Below are 17,493 nucleotides of genomic sequence, written 5' to 3'. Positions count from 1 at the left end.
AGACGAAACTAACCCGTTCCAACGATAATTTCTCAAGAGTTCATTCCGGAGGCGCATGACATGCTGGCGGCCAGACGCTTTCTTCCGTCCCTCTCCCTCTTGGCTGCCTTCGAGGCTGCGGCGCGCACCGGCAGCATCACGGCGGCGGCGCGCGAACTCGATCTCACCCAGAGCGCGGTCAGCCGCCAGATCAAGGCACTGGAAACCCAGCTTGGTGTGGAGCTCTTCCTGCGCGAACGCCAGACGATCCGCCTCACTGTTGCCGGCGACGGCTATGCGCGAGAGATCCGCGAGGCCCTGCGCCGCATCTCCAGCGCCTCGCTCAACCTTCGGGCAAACCCTGATGGCGGCTCGCTCAATCTCGCCATCCTGCCCACCTTCGGCGCACGGTGGCTCGCCCCACGGCTGGGCAAATTTCTGTCCGCCCATCCCGGCATCACCATCAACATGGTCACGCGTCTCTCGTCTTTCGATTTCCGCCTGGATTCCATCGATGCGGCCATTCATTTCGGCGACCCGGTCTGGCCGGGAGCCGAGCTCGACTTCCTGATGCGGGAGACGACGCTGCCGATGTGTAGTCCGGCGTTCAAGGCTGGTCACAGACCGGAAGAGCCGGCGGATATTCTTGACATGCCCCTGCTGCACCTGACGACGCGGCCGGATGCCTGGGAGCGCTGGCTGACGGGCCGCGGGGTGGCTTTCGAAAGTGTCCATGGCATGCTGTTCGACCAGTTTGCTACCGTGGCGCAGGCCGCAATTGGTGGGCTTGGCGTTGCGCTTCTGCCCGTTTTCCTGTTTCGCGACGAACTGGACCGGGGTGAACTAGTGCCGGCAATCGACGGTGAGGTCGAGAGCGCCGAGCGCTATTATCTCGCCTTCCCACCTGAGAGAGCAGACTATCCGCCGCTTGCCGCGTTTCGTAAGTGGATGGTCGCGGAAGTCCGTGATGCGATCGATTGAGTCTGGAGCGCCTTTTGTGACGCTTCCTTCTACGCAGAACCGTTTCAGGCTTTGCCGCAATGCCTCGGCGGTCAGAGCGTCTGACTTGTAGCCAGAACGATTGCGAAGACCAGATGGGTGATATGATGCAGCGTCTGGTCGGTGCCGAGAAGCCACCAGAAACCGGTTTTCGTCGTGGTCAAGGCGTAGTGCTGCTGGATGATGGCCTTTGAACGATCGATGGTGAAGTGAATGGCAAAGTCGACGGCGCCGATCCATGCCAGCGGCGGTGCAAATACGGCAAAGATCGCGGTGGTCAGGGCGCCATGGACGGCGGCATGGATGGTGAGCGGCACCAGCCAGCCCCGAGCCCGTTCCTTGCCGAGTGCCATCCACTTGGTCTGCAACAGGAAGTCCGCAAGCAGATGCTTGGCCAGAAACAACGCGATACCGTTCATCATCCACGTTGTGGAGATCTGGTCAGGCAACGTTAACATCATACTCCCTTCGGCAGGACAGGCTGCGGACCAAGGATAAACCAGCTCGGAAAGCAATGGGAAGATGGATTCTGAAGGAGCTGGTGTTGCGATGTGTGAAACGTTGACAACATCGGAAAAGATCCGATGTGGCGGTTGTTGTGAATTAAGATCTTTCGTGGATGCTGAAATATTCTACCAGCCTTCGGAAAGCACCTTTTCGAGCATGTCGGCAAAGAAATCGGCGCTCTCACGGCTCAGGCACAGAGGCGGTTTTATTTTCAAAACGTTAAGATGGTCGCCGGTCGGCTGCATGATGACGCCGAGATCGAGCAGCCTGTCGCAGATTGCCGCGGTCTCTTCCGTTGCTGGCTCCAGCGTTTCCCGGTCACGGATGAATTCCAGCCCGAGATAGAGCCCCATGCCATGGACAGCGCCGACCAGCGGAAAGCGCTGACCGAGCGCCTGAAGCCGGGATTTCAGGTAATCGCCGGTATCACGCGCGTTTTCCTGGAGTGCTTCGTCGCGCATGATATCGAGCACCGTCATGCCGACGACGCAACTGACGGGGCTGCCGCCGGCAGAGGAGAAGAAGTAGCCTTCCTTTTCCAGGCTGTCGGCGATTTCCCGGCGGGTGATGACAGCGCCGAGTGGCTGGCCGTTGCCCATCCCCTTGGCGATGGTGATGATGTCGGGAACGACGCCCTGTTCCTCGAAACCCCAGAAATAATGGCCGAGACGCCCGTAGCCGACCTGAACCTCGTCGGCAATGCACACGCCGCCGCGTTCGCGCACCTTGGCATAGACTTCGCTGAGATAACCGGGGGGCAGGGGAATGCCGCCGGCATTGCCGTAGACGCTTTCGCAGATGAAGCCCGCGAGGCCTTCGCCCACCAGATCGAGTGCCTCCAGTGCCGCTTCGACGCGCGCAACGTATTCTGTGGTCGATGCGGCGCCCCGGAACGGGCCACGATAGGTGTTCGGCGCGGTGACAGGGTGCACCCAGCCGGGACGCGTTTCCAGCGCTTTCGGGTTGTCGGCGATGGAGGTGGAAACGGCGTCGCTCGCCACTGTCCAGCCGTGATATGCCTCGAGCAGGCTGATGATGTTTCGGGCTCCGCTTTGGGCCCAGGCAAGGCGCAGTGCGAGATCAACCGCTTCGGAACCGCTGTTGACAAGGAAGACCGTATCGAGGCCCTCGGGCGCAAGCGAAGCCAGACGGTCGGAAAATTCCGCGACGGCCGCATAATGGAAGCGTGAGTTGGTGTTGAGCAGCGACCACTGACGGCCGACAGCGCGCGCGAGCCGCGGATGGCCATGGCCGAGGATCGTGACGTTGTTGACCATGTCGAGATAGGCGCGGCCGGTCACATCATACATGTGCTCCTTCCAGCCCCGCTCGATCTGCGGCGGTTCGGCGTAATAATTCTTCTGCGGCCTGGCGAAGCTTTTGTGTCGCTTTTCCAGCAGTTCGCCGCTCGTGGGGGCGGGTGCATCGAGATCGACGCCAAGGAGCGGCGATGGCGACGGAGCAAGCCTCGACCACGCGGCCGCGTGTACTGGCCGGGCAAAGAGCGGCGGTACGAGGTTGGCGTCGCGGCAAAGCTGCAGCCTGAGACCGCCGACGGAGCCCGGATGACCCGAGACGACGCCGATCGGATCGCCGGCGGAGACTGCCGTCTCATGTTCTAGTGGGGTTTCCAGTCCGTCGAGATGCAGGCGAATATCCGGGGAAGAAAGGATGAGGTGATGGCCATCCTTGAGCAGCGTTCCGTCGAAGGGGGCGACGGCCTGTGCTTCGGCCGGCACGCAGGCATCGACATGCAGCGCGAAAGTCGCAGGCGCGCGGGGGGAGAGCGGCTGCGTGTAGGAGAGCCGGTATTCGCCGTAGCGGGTCGAGGCTGCGCCGGTTTCGGCGGCGGCCCGGGCGAGAACGCGCCAGTCGATTTCCGGGTCGGACCAGTTGTTTTCCGCAAGCTCCGTACTCAGTACCGAGAGATCGGTCAGGTGAACGGTTTCCGGGGCGATGTCTGGCAATAGGCGGCCGATCGCCGGCAGTGCCTTGTCGGCGATGCCGGCAAGCTGGAGGATTGCGGCTTCCATCAGCACGAAGGGAACCGAGGTCGCAACCTCGAACATCTCACGCTCATGATCCGCATTGCCGATGACGTATTCGTTGTCCGGATCGATGGCGAGCTGCTGCTCGGTGCTGGCAACGAGTACACCGGCGCGGGCGACGACCAGCGGCCAGAGTGCCCGCAGCTCTGCTTCGTTGAGCGGATGGATATCCTGAAATGCACGAATGGCGGGCAGAATGAAGAAGGGGTCGCCGTCGGCATGGTGCAGCAGGGCGGTGCAGGTCACTGCAAGGTCGGCCACCAGCCAGCCGGAGATGACATCACCGAAGTCGATCACGCCATCGGGCAGCAGCCGGCCGCCGGCATCTGGCCGGGCCACGACGTTGTCGTCGGTAATGTCGTGATGGATCGCCTGGGTGCGGAGCGCCGGAGCGAGAGGCTGGATGCGCTTGACCGCTGAAATCATCGCCTTGGCGATGCGGTCGCGGCGATCCTGATCGGTCACGGATTTGAGAAGATGCAGGGCGACAGGGCCGGCGCGGCGAAGATCCCACTGCAAATCGCGCTGAAGGCCAGCGTGGCTGAAACCTTCCAGCCCCTTGGCGATGCGGGCGGAAACCGCGCCGAGTTCGGCAACCACGGAGGGGGCCAGATACTTGCGGCGGGTCAGGGATTCGCCTTCGAGGAAAGTCAGGAGCCGGACCTGATAGTCTTCGCCTTCCAGCGAGAGGAAGAGGATGTCCTCGCCGGTTTCCGGCGCGGCAACCGGCTGGGGAATGCGCGGCATGCCGGGCAGCGAGCCGAGATGGCGCATCGCGGCATTCTGGGCTTCCAGCTCTACGGTCGCATATTCGGCGCGGCAGATCTTGAGAACGAAACGGGCTTCGCCGGTGTCGATCAGGTAGTTGCGGTCCTGCTGGCTCCCCAGTTCGCGGATCGCGCCTTCCAGCCGGTAATGGTCCTTCAGGATTTCCCGGGCCTGCGTCTCCGACACATTTGGTCTCGGCAGCTCGGTGCGCTGAAGAAGAGCGGAGTCCGGCATGCTTGTTTCCCCTCGTGAATCACAGTTGTGACATTATCAGAGGAAGTGGGCGCGTCCATACCGCGCTGGATAGGGACGGCGGGTCGCCGTCCCTCGTGTCGAGCTGCTGTCAGCCCATGCGCTCGGAAGCGTAGGAACCCGGGCTTGCCGGGAAGACGACGGTGCGGTTGCCGTTGATGAAGGTGCGATGGTGGATATGGGCGTGGATAGCGCGGGCGAGAACCTGACTTTCCACATCGCGACCGATCGAAACATAGTCATCCGCGGACTGGGCATGGGTGATGCGGGCAACGTCCTGCTCGATGATCGGGCCTTCGTCGAGGTCCGCGGTGACGTAGTGGGCGGTTGCGCCGATCAGTTTCACGCCACGTTCGAAGGCCTGCTTGTAGGGGTTTGCGCCCTTGAAGCTCGGCAGGAAGGAGTGGTGAATGTTGATGATCTTGCCGGACATCTTCTTGCAGAGGCTGTCGGACAGCACCTGCATGTAGCGGGCGAGCACGATCAGTTCCGTGCCGGTCTGCTCGACGAGGTCCAGAAGCTGCGCTTCCGCCTGCGGTTTGTTCTCCTTCGTTACCTTGATGTGGTAGAAGGGGATGTCGTGATTGACCACGACCTTCTGGTAATCGAAATGGTTCGACACCACGCCGACGATGTCGATCGGCAGCGCGCCGATCTTCCAACGATAGAGAAGGTCGTTCAGGCAGTGGCCGAAGCGCGATACCATCAGCAGCACCTTCATGCGCTGTGCGGCGTCGTGGAATTCGCAGTCCATGCCGAACTTCTCGGCAATCGGGGCGAAGCCTTCCACCAGCGTGTCGCGCTTTGCGCCTTCCTCGGAAATGAAGCTAACGCGCATGAAGAACTTGCCCGTGCCGAGGTCATCGAACTGGGAGCTGTCGACGATGTTGCAACCCGCGCCGGCCAGATAGCCGGAAATGGCGGCGACGATGCCTCTCGTGGACTTGCAGGAAACCGTCAGTACATAGCTCGTCATGTTCTCATCCTCTACTCGCTCGGCAAACCGCGCGGGTTGTCTCTACTCTAATCAAAAGGCGTCGGATAGATCCGACGCCATGATTGGGAATGGCGAATTGTCGCCCGAACGGATGTTCCGGCTGCCCTAGATATCGAGTGTGGTGGTGCGTTCCCACTCGGTAAAATGGGCGGCGTAGGCGTTCCATTCATTATGCTTGAGCTTAAGATAGGCGGCGGAAAACTCCGTTCCCATTGCGTCTTTCAAAAGCGTATCCCCGTCGTATTCACGCAGCGCATCGAGAAGATTGAGCGGAAGACGCGGCGCGTCCTTCACCAAATGACCTTCCTGATACATGTCGATGTCATAGTGCGGGCCGGGATCGGCCTTGCTGCGAACGCCGTTGATACCGCAGGCGATGATGACGGCTTGCAGGAGATAGGGGTTCACGGCGCCATCCGGCAGTCGAAGTTCGAAACGGCCGGGGCCGGGCACGCGCACCATGTGGGTGCGGTTGTTGCCGGTCCAGGTGACAGTGTTCGGCGACCATGTCGCGCCGGAGAGGGTGCGCGGCGCGTTGATGCGCTTGTAGGAGTTGACTGTGGGGTTGGTGATGGCGGCGATTGCCGAGGCGTGCGCCATGATGCCGCCGAGGAAATTCCTGCCCTTGGCCGACAGGCCGAAGTCCGCGTCGCCATCTGCAAAGACGTTGACCTTGCCGTGGGCATCCCAGACCGAGATGTGGCAATGGCAGCCGTTGCCGGTCAGGCCCTTGAAGGGTTTCGGCATGAAGGTGGCGCGCAGACCGTGTTTCTCCGCAACCGATTTCACCATGAACTTGAAAAAGGAGTGCTTGTCGGCGGTCTTCAGTGCGTCGTCGAATTCCCAGTTCATCTCGAACTGGCCGTTCGCATCCTCGTGGTCGTTCTGGTAGGGGCCCCAGCCCAGCTCCAGCATGTAGTCGCAGATCTCGGAAATCACATCATAGCGCCGCAGCAGCGCCTGCTGGTCGTAGCAGGGTTTCTCGGCGGTATCGGCGCCGTCGGAAATTTCCGAGCCGTCGGCGGAAATCAGGAAAAATTCCGCTTCCACGCCTGTCTTCACCCGCATGCCTTCGGCTGCCGCTTCCGCGATCAGCCGTTTCAATACGTTGCGCGGGGCCTGCTCGACCGGCTTTCCTTCCATGTAGCAGTCGGCCGCCACCCAGGCGACTTCCTTCTTCCAGGGCAGCTGGATGACGGAAGAGGCGTCCGGCAGGGCGAAAAGGTCCGGATGGGCGGGTGTCATGTCGAGCCAGGTGGCAAAGCCGGCAAAGCCCGCCCCTTCCTCCTGCATGCCCTTGATCGCCGCGGCGGGAACGAGCTTGGCCCGTTGTCCGCCGAAGAGATCGGTATAGCTGATCATGAAATACTTGACGCCATGCTCCTTGGCATAGCTTTCGAGATCCAGTGTCACTTCGTTCCCCTTTTGGATTTTATGAAGACACTTCTGGCGATGTATGCTGAGTTGTCGGGAGGGTCAGAACCCTCCCTTGCCGGGGTACCAGCTGGTGCCGGCAAGCGGCACCTGCGCCATGGCGGCGGCTTCCATCGTGAGAGCGCAGAGGTCTTCCGGCTCCAGGTTATGAAGCTTGTTCTTGCCGCAGGCGCGGGCGATGGTCTGGGCCTCGAGCGTCATGACCTTGAGGTAGTTGGCGAGCCTGCGGCCGGCGATCTCCGGATCGAGCCGCCTGGCGAGTTCCGGGTCCTGCGTGGTGATGCCGGCGGGGTCCTTGCCCTCGTGCCAGTCGTCATAGGCGCCGGCCGTTGTGCCGAGCTTCTGGTATTCAGCCTCCCAATGGGGATCGTTGTCGCCGATGGCGACGAGTGCCGCCGTGCCGATGGAGACCGCATCGGCGCCGAGTGCGAGCGCCTTGGCGACATCGGCGCCCGAGCGGATGCCGCCGGAGACGACGAGTTGGACCTTGCGGTGCATGCCGAGATCCTGAAGCGCCTGAACGGCCGGGCGGATGCAGGCGAGCGTCGGCATGCCGACATTTTCGATGAAGACGTCCTGCGTTGCCGCCGTGCCGCCCTGCATGCCGTCGAGAACCACGACATCGGCCCCGGCTTTCACGGCCAGTGCAGTGTCGTAATAGGGGCGTGCGCCGCCGACCTTGATATAGATGGGCTTTTCCCAGTCGGTGATTTCACGCAGTTCGAGGATCTTGATTTCCAGATCGTCGGGTCCGGTCCAATCGGGATGACGGCAGGCCGAGCGCTGGTCGATGCCCTTGGGCAGCGTGCGCATTTCGGCGACGCGGTCGGAAATCTTCTGGCCAAGCAGCATGCCGCCGCCGCCGGGCTTGGCGCCCTGTCCGACAACGACCTCGATCGCATCGGCGCGGCGCAGGTCCTTCGGGTTCATGCCGTAACGGGAGGGCAGGTACTGATAGACGAGCTTTTCCGAGTGGCCTCGCTCCTCGTCGGTCATGCCGCCGTCGCCCGTCGTGGTGGAGGTCCCGGCGAGCGTCGCGCCGCGTCCCAGCGCTTCCTTGGCATTGCCGGAAAGGGCGCCGAAGCTCATGCCGGCAATGGTGATCGGGATTTTCAGCTCGATCGGCTTCCTGGCAAAGCGGGTGCCGAGAACGACCGAGGTGTCGCATTTCTCGCGGTAGCCTTCGAGCGGGTAGCGGGAGATCGATGCCCCGAGGAACAGGAGATCGTCGAAGTGGGGCACCTTGCGCTTGGTGCCGCCGCCGCGAATGTCATAGATGCCGGTGGCCGCGGCGCGGCGGATTTCGGCAAGCGTATAGTCGTCAAAGGTGGCTGACTTGCGCGGCGGGGTGTAGGGATTCTGATAGCTCATGGCTGTTCCTCGCCTCAGTACGCGTCGGCGTTGTCGATGTTGAAATTGTAGAGCTTGCGGGCGGAGCCGTAGCGCTTGAACTCTTCCGGCTTGACGTCCTTGACGCCTGCCTTCTCCAGGAGAGCGGCGAGCTTTTCGAGATGCTTCGGCTTCATCTGTTTTTCGACGCAATCCGCGCCGAGGCTTTTCACCGTGCCGCGCACAAAGAGTTTCGCTTCGTAAAGACTGTCGCCCAGGGCCTCGCCGGCATCGCCGAGCACCACCAAATGGCCTGATTGCCCCATGAAGGCGGACATGTGGCCGATGTTGCCATGGACGACGATGTCGATGCCCTTCATCGAGATGCCGCAGCGCGAGGCGGCATTGCCCTTGATGACGAGCAGCCCGCCGCGGCCTGTCGCGCCGGCATATTGCGAGGCGTCGCCCTCGATGACGACGGTGCCGGACATCATGTTCTCGGCGACGCCGGGTCCGGCCGAACCGTGCACGGTGACCGTGCCGCCGTCGTTCATTCCGGCGCAGTAGTAACCGACGGAGCCCTTCACTTCGACGGTGACGGGGCTGTCGATGCCGACAGCGACGGCGTGGCTGCCGCGCGGGTTCACCACTTCGAAGACGATGTCGTTGGCACCCTTCTCTATCTGGTGAAGGGCGCTGTTGAGTTCGCGGAGCGGCGTTTGGGAGAGGTCAAAAACTGGCATGGTTCAGGCGGCTTTCTCGTGATCCCAGAAATAGACGGTCGCCGGTTCCGGCTCCCAGATCCTGGCGTTTTCGATGCCGGGCAGTCCGACGAGTGCGCGATATTCGGAGCCGAAGGCGACGTACTGGTCGGTCTCAGCCATTACCGCAGGCTTGCAGGCAATGGGATCGCGCAGCACGCCGAAGCCGGATTTCGTGCCGACGACGAAGGTGAAGAAGCCGTCGAGATCGTCGAGGGCGCTTTCGAGTGCCTTGCCGAGATCCTTGCCCTTGGCCATTTCCGCGGTGAGATAGGCGGCTGCAACCTCGGAGTCATTGTCGGTCTCGAAGCTCATGCCTTCCCGCTTCAGTTCGCGGCGCAGGTTGTTGTGGTTCGAAAGCGAACCGTTGTGCACGAGGCACTGGTCGGGGCCGGTGGAGAAGGGGTGCGCGCCGAGCGTCGTGACCGCGCTTTCCGTTGCCATGCGGGTGTGGCCGATGCCGTGGGTGCCGCCCATGGCGCGCACGTCGAAACGGGATACCACATCTTTCGGCAGGCCCGTTTCCTTGTAGATCTCGACGCTTTCGCCCGACCCCATGATCCGGATGTCGGGACGGATTTCGGCAAGCACGGCGCGGATCTCGCCAAGCTTGCCTTCATCGATCTCGATGACGGCATGGGTGCTCTTCAGCGTCACGCTTGCCGGAATTCCCGCCTTGGCGAGATCCGCTTCCAGACCTGAGAATTCCTGTTCCGGCTCTGCGGATTGTACCGTGATCTTGGCCTTGCCCGCGGGCGCGCCGCCATAGATCGCGATGCCGGCCGAATCCGGTCCGCGGTCGGTCATGGTGATCAACATGTCCGAGAGCAGGGCGCCAAGTTGGGGTTCAAGGCTCTTGTCCTTGAGAAACAGGCCGACGATTCCGCACATCGCTCTTCTCCTTGCCAGTGTGCAACTGCACAATGGCTAGCAAAGGAAAAACGGCAAATCAACCCAAGAGAAATTTAATTTCCTGTAGTGAAATTTATGTTGAATGTGGCGAAGGTTCCGCCATCAATTCACAGGCTGCGGCCCTTTTTCGGCGTGGTGCCGTAGAGTTCCCGGTAGCGGCGGGCGAAATGTGCGGGGCTGGCAAAGCCGCAGGCGAAGGCGATTTCCGATACGGAAAGGGCGCTCTGCTGCAGCAGCTTGCGGGCGTGTTCGAGCCTGAGGCGACGATATTCCTGCAGGAAGGTCGAGGCGAGGTGTTCGGCGAACAGCCGGTCGAGGTGACGGGGCGTGATACCGGCAAAACGGGCCATGGCATCCCGGTCGAGCGGATGCTCGATGGTCGCCTCCATTTTCTCAAGTACGGCAAGCAGGGCCGGATGATGCAGGCCGTGGCGTTCGGCGAGTGAAGCCCGCTGAGGTTCGGCGGATGAGGCGACATGGGTATGCAGGTACCAGTCACTGACGCGGGTGGCGAAGGCGGGGCCGAAGCGGGCGGATATCAGCGCATGCATCATGTCGAGAGGCGCCACACCGCCGCCGCAGGTCAGGAGATTGCGGTCGAAGATGTAGCGCGCCTGCTCTGGCTTCAATCCCGGAAAGTCCTCGATAAGAGCCGGTGCATGTTCCCAGTGGATGGTGAAGCGGTGATCGGTCAGGAGGCCGGCGGCGGCGAGCAAGTAGGGTCCGCCCGATATCCCGCCGATCGACACGCCATCGCGCTCGAAAGCGCGCAGGCTGGCGTGAACGGCCGGCCATTGCCAGCCGGAGGGATGGCCGCCGGCGATGACGAAGAGCGAATGCAGACGGTCCCGTTTCGCTGCCACCAGCGGTTCGGCGGGGACGACGGCGCCCGAAGAGGAGGGAACAGGTTCACCCGACGGCGAATAGACGTGGACGCGATAGAGTTCGCGCCCGGCAAGCAGGTTGACCGCCCGCAACGGCTCGACGGCGGAGGCGTAGCACATCAGGGCAAAGCCGGGGATCAGGATGAAGCCCACATCCTGTACATTGTTGTCGGTTTCCCGCATGCTGCTTCGCGTCCCGGACTTTCGATGCCAATTGCCGTGGGATCAGAAAACATGAGCACGTGAAAGCTTGCAAGGGCGATGCCGGCTGGATGCCTTTTCAGGTCGATTCCACGAGAACGATGCCGAGTACGATGTCACGGCTGTAGCCCAATGTTTCGAGGAGATCGTCGACATCGGAACCGCTTGTCCGGCCGATCTCCATCAGAACGACGATCGTATCAGCTTCATGAACGAGTTGGGGAAGACATTTCGCCGCCGGTGTTCCGCAGGCATTGATGACCACCATGTCGGCGTTCGAAGGGTGAGAAATGCTGTCATAGCGGGAGAACGTGCGACCGATGCCGGCGAAAGCCGTCACTTTCGCCGCCGAGGGAAGATGTTCGTATTTCAGGAGATCAGCGAGCGGGGCTGACCCTTCCGTTGCCGCGTCGGCAAGGCCCGTTACTCCCTGTCGGGGTGCTGTGCCAAGGCGTGTCACCTTCGGCTTCAATGCCCCGGGGGCGTAGAGAATATCACGGCCAGTATCGATCAGTGCCTGCACTATGTCTGCGGCTACCCCGCGCGGCTCGTCGAGATCGCCGATGCCGATGAGCAGAACCGTTCCGCGGCGTCCTGTCGGCATTGCCGCCTGCAGCCGATCCGCCACATTGCGAATGCCGTCGTTGGCGGCCCGGGGCAATGCCGTGCGGGTTGACCGGCCAATCCGCAGGAACCGGACGAGGCCGGAGGATTTCGGCGTTGTCTGTGCCGCGGAAGAGACACGGCCAAGGATCGCGAAGCCTGTCTGTTTTACAAGGGTCTGTTCTGTCAACCGTCTGGAGACAGGCAGGCCAGTCAGGAAGGTGAGGCCGCTGCCAATGGCGAGGCCGCCAAGCAGGACGGCCCCCAGAAGAGGCCATGTCCTGACGGGTGGTTGCCTTTCAACCGGAACGGCGGCAGTGAGGATGCGTGAATTGAGCGTCACAAGGGATTGCTGCCGGCTGTATTCTTCCGCCCGGTCTGTTGCTTCCCTGTAGGCCGTGCGCGGGGCTTCAGCTTCGGTCTCCAGCTGGCGCAGCCTGCTCCGGACGGCAGCGTTTTCAATGCTTGCTTTGGTCAAGGTCTCCAGCTGCCCGGAGAGTGAGCGGGTATTGGCGGTCGCGCGCTGATAGCTGGATTGCAGCGATTGCCTGAGACGATCGATTTCCGCCTGCATCGTCTGCTTCGCTCTGGTCATCTGCGTGTCGATGGCCCGCATCTGCGGATGGTCCGGGCCGAGATGGATGGCGAGTTCCGAATATCTCTCCTGCAAGGCATCAAAACGTTCGCGCAAGCGCGCGATGGCGCCGGATTGAAGGACCTCGGGAATGGTTCCCTGTTCCAGCGAACCGACCGTCAGGTTGCGCGCCTGTTCGTATATGGTGCGCTGTTGTTCCTCGGCATTGCGTGCATTGAGCAGTTGCTGGTTGAGGCTCGAAAGTTGCTGGTCGGCCAGTTGTCCCACCTGCTCGCTACTGACAAGGCCGTTTTCCGCCTTGAACGTCTCCACGGCGAGATCGGCCTTGCGGAGGCTCTCACGCAGTTCGTCCGCCTTTGCGGTGAGGGCATTGGCGGTGCGCTTCGTCTCCTGCTCGTGCGCGTCTTTCAATTGCCGGAGATAGACGTTTGCCGCGGTGTCGGCGATCTGTGCTGCGCGCGGTCCATCCGTATGTCGGGCGGTGATCTTAAAGACGCTGGATTTTCCGGCCCGGGCAATGGTCAGGCGTGATCGCAAGCTTTCAGCTACGGCGTTCTGCGCTGCGGGGGCCGTCCGGTCCAATGAGGTTCGCTGAGGGGCGAAAGCCGGGTCGCCTGCAAGGTCGAGTTCGGTAACGATGGCGTCGAGAACCCGGCGCGATTGCATCACGTAGACCTGGCTGTCGAGACTTGACGGGTCGGGGCGAGCGCGTCCGGTCCCGCCATCCATGCTCGTCGTTACCAGATCGGCCGGGTCTACCAGCAGTTCCGTGGTCGCGGCAAAGCTCGACTGTTGGCGGAAGACATGGATTGCAGCCAGGAGAGCACAGCACACGACGGCGCAGGCTACAAGGAGTAGCCAACGTCTCAGTAGCCCTGTCTGTTGCAAAATGCCGATACCCGTTCTCCCGTCAGAAGGACCGTAACGCGAACTTTCGCCTCACCAGGCGTTTTCCGCGTCGATCCTGTTTCCAAGCCCGTGTCCGGTTCCATCGCATTCGGCCGCAAACCTGTCTCCGGCCGAGGGCGATTTCGGATAAATCCTCTCAACTCCACACTTAACCAAGCCTGAATACAAGCTATTGCAAGTATTAACCTTGCTCGCAAGCAAGTGCCATAAGGAAGGCGGCGCCACACCTGATGTTAAGAGTTGGCGGCGTTGAGAATAGGCCATCGCGAGGCATTCTCCCGGAGTTGCAGATCTTCTCCGGAGACGCAAACCAGGCAGGTGAAAAATGGCGTTCAGCTCTTCCACAGCCGGATCGATTCCGCTCGGCACGTCAGGCTCTCCCCTCGTCGTGCAGGTCGTCCGACAGTATCCGCCAAGTCGCGGCGGGCTGGAAGACGTCGTTTCCAATCTCAGCCGGCTGCTGTTGAAACGGGGTTTCCGCGTGCGCGTCGTCACGCTCGATCGTCTCTTCGTGGATCCCGGTACGACGCTGCCGGCGCATGACGTGATCGACGGTGTCGAGGTGGTGCGTATCCCGTGGAAGGGAAGCTCCCGTTATCCCGTCGCTCCGCAGGTGTTCCGTCATATCGCCGATGCCGACCTCGTGCATGTGCATGCGATCGACTTCTTCTTCGACGCACTGGCCTGGACGCGCCCGTTCCACGGCAAGCCGATGGTCGCGACCACCCATGGCGGTTTTTTCCACACGAAGAATTATGCGGCGATCAAGAATGTCTGGTTCAAGACGGTGACCCGGCTTTCGGCATCCGCCTATCGCTCCGTCGTCTGTTGCAGCCAGTCGGATCTCGACCTGTTTTCGCAAATCGCCGGCCGACGTTCCGTGCTTGTCGAAAACGGTGTCGACAATGAGAAGTTCGCCCGCCTTTCATCGCCGGTGCCGCAACGGCGCATCATCACCATCGGGCGCTTCTCCGTGAACAAGCGGCTGGACCGGCTGTTCGACACCATCTACGCGCTGAACAAGATTGAGCCCGGCTGGGCACTCGATGTCGTCGGTTCGGTTTCCGACCATAGCGAGGCGGATATCCGCAACGAAATCGCTCGGCGAGGACTGGAAGGGCAAGTCACCCTGCATGTGGGACTGGAGAATGCGGAGGTCCGCAAGTTGATCGGCCGTGCGTCGCTCTTCGCGTCCGCATCGGAATATGAGGGCTTCGGCCTCGTCGCCGTCGAGGCGATGAGCGCCGGTCTCGTGCCGGTTCTTCATACCAATGATGCTTACAATGCGCTCGGCAATCGGCATGGTGGTATCTTCCTTGCCGATTTCGCGCGTCCGGAAGAGGCCTCGGCGGTTGTTCGCAAGGCTTACCAGCACCTGTCGTCCGATCCGGAAGCCGTTCGCAACGCCATGATCGATGCGGCGGCGACCCATGCATGGGCGAGCGTTGCGGATCGTTATGCCGCAATTTACGAGGATGCGCTTCGCGGACGTCCCGTCCGGGCGAGTGCCTGAGCCGATGGCCGAGCCTCGCATGCCCCGCCGTGTGCTCATCGTTACCGGCCAGCATTTCGCTGCCGCACCACGCAAGGTAGACTTGCATTTCATGGCTGACGCCCTGCGGGCTCAGGGAGATCACGTCGATTTCCTCACCTGCCGGCTCAGCCTGATCAGTCGTTTCCTGAAGGACGGGCGTTACGCCTATGCCCGCAGTCGGGTGCTCAATCGCTGGGTGGAGATCGGGCCGGGGTTCGAGGAATTCATCTGGTTTGCGCCTTTCCACCCGATGAACCTGAAGAAGCCGTTCCTCAATCGGTTGTCGGGGCTGTTCTTCCGGCATTATGCGGATCTGCTGCCGAAAGCTGTACAAGATCGCTTGCCTGGCTATACCCACGTGCTGATCGAAAGCGGGCCTGCGCCGCTGCTAACGCCGCTCATTCGCCGAAAGGCGCCGGGTGCGCGGATCGTCTATCACGCGGCCGACCGGCTGAAGACTATCGGGGTGCATCCGGTGATCGAGCAGGTTTTGGCAGAAAATATCGGTCTCTATGACCTCGTCCACATCATGGCGGAGGCCATGCGGCCGGATTTCCCCGCAGATGCGCCGGTTCTCTATCTGCCGCACGGCATCAGCAAGGGGGTCTTCGATCAGGCAACGACGAACCCCTATGCAAAGCTGCTCAATGCCGTCAGCGTCGGCGACATGCTGTTCGATGCCAATGTGATTGATACGCTTTCGGCGGCCAATCCGGATTGGACGTTTCATCTCTTCGGCAAGAAGGCGCTGCCGGCGAAGCCGCGGGACAACATCGTCGTCCATGGCGAAGTCGCCTTCGAGACGATCGTGCCCTTCATCAAATTCGCCGATATCGGTCTCGCGCCTTATCGCCTGAGTGATGGTGCCGATTATCTCAGTCAGTCGAGCCTCAAGATGATCCAGTACAGCTATTCGAGGCTGCCGATCGTGGCGCCTGCGTTTGCGGCGGGGGGCCGAGAGCATGTCTGCGCCTACGATCCCGCGGACCCGGCATCCATTCGCGAGGCCTTCGGGCACGCTCAGGACTACGATCGCAGCAGGATCGACGTGTCCGGGATCAGAACCTGGGAAGAAGCAGTGCAGGTGATCTTCCCGTCAGACAGCTCAGGTTAACCACATTTGGAACTCATCCGCTCGCGCGGCGGTGCGGCATAACATTTCTCAATGATTTCCCCCTACAAGCGCTGGATATGCGCGCCCGCATGAAGCAGGGCCTGGATAGAGGCAAGATGGTAAAGCGGATCGTCGCAAACTCAGCTCTGAATGCTGCCGCAGGCATGTCCCTGCTGATGATCGGATTTGTCTGCTCCATCATCACTGCGCGTCTTCTCGGGCCGGAAGCCAACGGCATCATCGCATTCTCGCTCTGGCTTGCCGCCACGGCGGCGCTCATCGCCGAACTCGGTACCGGCATTACCCTTCTCCGGTTACTTCCCCAGCTTCGCGCGCAAGGGTATGGTGATGACGCCCGACGTGGATTTGCGGTCTATCTGCTTCGCCCGGTCGTCCTTGCGACCATTGCCATCACCATACTCTACGGCGGCATTTACTGGCTTGCGGAACACGAACACTGGGCCACGAATACGCCCGTCGTCCTGATCTTTACCGGTGTCCTGCTGTTCGTGCAGTCTATCGGTTCCTTCACCAAGAACGTGATGCTGGGGGAGCAGAACGTTGCTGCCTTCTTCCGCATATCGGTTGTGGCAGGTACATTGCAGTTTGCGGGCGTTCTGCTTGGCGCGATCTTCTTCGGCATACCCGGAGCGCTCTGCGGCTATATCCTCGGTTTCATTGTCCAGTTCTTCTATTCTCTCGGCCTGCTCCGTAGCCCGGCCGATCTCTGCGGTGTCGCGCCACGCTATCTGGTGACGTCGTCGGCCATGCTTTCGGTGCAGTACATCATCGAGTCGATCTTTCTAACTCGCGTCGAAATCTACTTCCTCGAACGCTCCCACGGCGTCGAGATGGTGGGTTATTATGCGGCGGCGTTGTCGCTCGCCAACCTCGCCCTGCAATTGCCCGTCCAGCTGACCGGCAGCCTCGTCCCCTATTATTCGGAGAAGATTCACGCCAACGGTCATGGGCGCCTGCCGGTCGAGGTTTTTGAGAGCGTCGTCCGCAGCCTGTCCTACATCACCTTGCCGATGAGCTTCGGTCTTGCCGTTATCGCGCCGCGTCTGGTGACGACCGTGTTCGGCGAAGCCTTTTCGGAAAGTGGCCCAATGCTTACCGTTCTCGCTCTGGTGACGCCGATCTATGTCTTCGGACTTGTCTGCTCTCAATATCTGCTGTCGCTCGACCGGGTACGTGCGCGCCTCGTCATATGCTTCATCGGGGCTGTCATCATGGTTGGCGGGGCCTTGCTGGTAGTACCGGAATTCTCCGGCGAGGGAGCAGCATCCGTCCGCTTCGTCGTTTTCCTGGTCATGGCGATCCTGACGCTGCGCCAGTTGGAGTTCGTGGGATCGCTGCGCGGCATGTATGTGACACTCGTTAAAGTGACGATTGCTGCAACGTTCTGCGCAGGTGCTGCCTATGGCGTACTCCACGTCGTTCCGGGCTTGGCGGGCCTCGTTCTGTCGATCGGCTGTGGTGCGCTCGTCTATGTTGCCGCTCTCAGGCTGTTCGGCGCCATTCCGGCGGAAGATCTCGCGGCGATCGAAACCATTGTGGTGCGTCTGCCCGGACCGGCAGCAGCGCTGGCCAACAGGCTGCTCGGTCTTCTTGTCGCCAAGCCGCGTGTCTTCGAGGGGAGTAACTGACGCGAGGTTGCGCGCGGT

At 61.5% G+C, this 17,493-nt stretch carries 13 protein-coding genes; 4 read left to right on the top strand and 9 right to left on the bottom strand.

All coding sequences use genetic code 11. The features are described from left to right. Positions 1 to 60: 60 nt before the first annotated feature. Positions 61 to 960: a LysR family transcriptional regulator gene (locus tag H4I99_RS21025; RefSeq protein WP_163901616.1), complete on the top strand. Its 900-nt coding sequence runs from the start codon at positions 61 to 63 to the stop codon at positions 958 to 960. A gap of 71 nt (positions 961 to 1,031) precedes the next feature. Here H4I99_RS21025 and H4I99_RS21020 read toward each other — a convergent pair whose 3' ends face one another. From H4I99_RS21020 to H4I99_RS20980, 9 genes are all read right to left on the bottom strand, one after another. Continuing rightward, positions 1,032 to 1,439, bottom strand: coding sequence for a DUF3307 domain-containing protein (locus tag H4I99_RS21020; protein ID WP_244625218.1), 408 nt, complete (start codon positions 1,437 to 1,439; stop codon positions 1,032 to 1,034). Between the two features lie 171 nt (positions 1,440 to 1,610). After that, positions 1,611 to 4,535, bottom strand: coding sequence for an aminotransferase (locus tag H4I99_RS21015; RefSeq protein ID WP_164490837.1), 2,925 nt, complete (start codon positions 4,533 to 4,535; stop codon positions 1,611 to 1,613). A 109-nt stretch (positions 4,536 to 4,644) separates the two neighbouring features. After that, positions 4,645 to 5,529 (bottom strand): formyltetrahydrofolate deformylase, encoded by an 885-nt coding sequence (gene purU / locus H4I99_RS21010; RefSeq protein WP_163901614.1) that lies wholly within the window; start codon positions 5,527 to 5,529, stop codon positions 4,645 to 4,647. Positions 5,530 to 5,655: 126 nt separating this feature from the next. After that, on the bottom strand, positions 5,656 to 6,963 hold the full coding sequence (glnT, locus tag H4I99_RS21005; protein WP_163901612.1) for a type III glutamate--ammonia ligase: 1,308 nt from the start codon (positions 6,961 to 6,963) through the stop codon (positions 5,656 to 5,658). A gap of 63 nt (positions 6,964 to 7,026) precedes the next feature. Next, positions 7,027 to 8,355: an FMN-binding glutamate synthase family protein gene (locus H4I99_RS21000; RefSeq protein WP_163901610.1), complete on the bottom strand. Its 1,329-nt coding sequence runs from the start codon at positions 8,353 to 8,355 to the stop codon at positions 7,027 to 7,029. A 14-nt stretch (positions 8,356 to 8,369) separates the two neighbouring features. Continuing rightward, positions 8,370 to 9,056: a GltB/FmdC/FwdC-like GXGXG domain-containing protein gene (locus tag H4I99_RS20995; RefSeq protein ID WP_163901608.1), complete on the bottom strand. Its 687-nt coding sequence runs from the start codon at positions 9,054 to 9,056 to the stop codon at positions 8,370 to 8,372. Between the two features lie 3 nt (positions 9,057 to 9,059). Beyond that, complete coding sequence (locus H4I99_RS20990) at positions 9,060 to 9,965, bottom strand: class II glutamine amidotransferase (RefSeq protein ID WP_163901606.1); 906 nt, start codon at positions 9,963 to 9,965, stop codon at positions 9,060 to 9,062. Positions 9,966 to 10,093: 128 nt separating this feature from the next. Continuing rightward, positions 10,094 to 11,053: a GlxA family transcriptional regulator gene (locus H4I99_RS20985; protein ID WP_163901604.1), complete on the bottom strand. Its 960-nt coding sequence runs from the start codon at positions 11,051 to 11,053 to the stop codon at positions 10,094 to 10,096. Between the two features lie 97 nt (positions 11,054 to 11,150). After that, positions 11,151 to 13,103 (bottom strand): GumC family protein, encoded by a 1,953-nt coding sequence (locus tag H4I99_RS20980; RefSeq protein WP_163901602.1) that lies wholly within the window; start codon positions 13,101 to 13,103, stop codon positions 11,151 to 11,153. Positions 13,104 to 13,503: 400 nt separating this feature from the next. On the opposite strand from H4I99_RS20980, the gene H4I99_RS20975 reads away from it, so the two are divergent. The 3 genes from H4I99_RS20975 (at position 13,504) to H4I99_RS20965 (ending at position 17,475) form a co-directional block, all read left to right on the top strand. Next, positions 13,504 to 14,691 carry a glycosyltransferase family 4 protein gene (locus tag H4I99_RS20975; RefSeq protein ID WP_163901600.1) on the top strand — a complete coding sequence of 396 codons (1,188 nt, stop codon included), beginning with the start codon at positions 13,504 to 13,506 and terminating at the stop codon, positions 14,689 to 14,691. Positions 14,692 to 14,710: 19 nt separating this feature from the next. Continuing rightward, positions 14,711 to 15,826 (top strand): GumK N-terminal domain-containing glycosyltransferase, encoded by a 1,116-nt coding sequence (locus H4I99_RS20970; protein WP_163901598.1) that lies wholly within the window; start codon positions 14,711 to 14,713, stop codon positions 15,824 to 15,826. Between the two features lie 89 nt (positions 15,827 to 15,915). After that, entirely contained in the window at positions 15,916 to 17,475 is a 1,560-nt protein-coding gene (locus tag H4I99_RS20965) for a lipopolysaccharide biosynthesis protein (protein ID WP_244625216.1), read from the top strand. Positions 17,476 to 17,493: the final 18 nt, after the last annotated feature.

Origin of the sequence: Paenirhizobium daejeonense (assembly GCF_014280875.1) — a bacterium.
Lineage (GTDB): Bacteria > Pseudomonadota > Alphaproteobacteria > Rhizobiales > Rhizobiaceae > Allorhizobium > Allorhizobium daejeonense.
The sequence above is the reverse complement of the archived record's forward strand: the minus strand, read 5'-3'. Positions and strand labels throughout refer to the sequence as shown.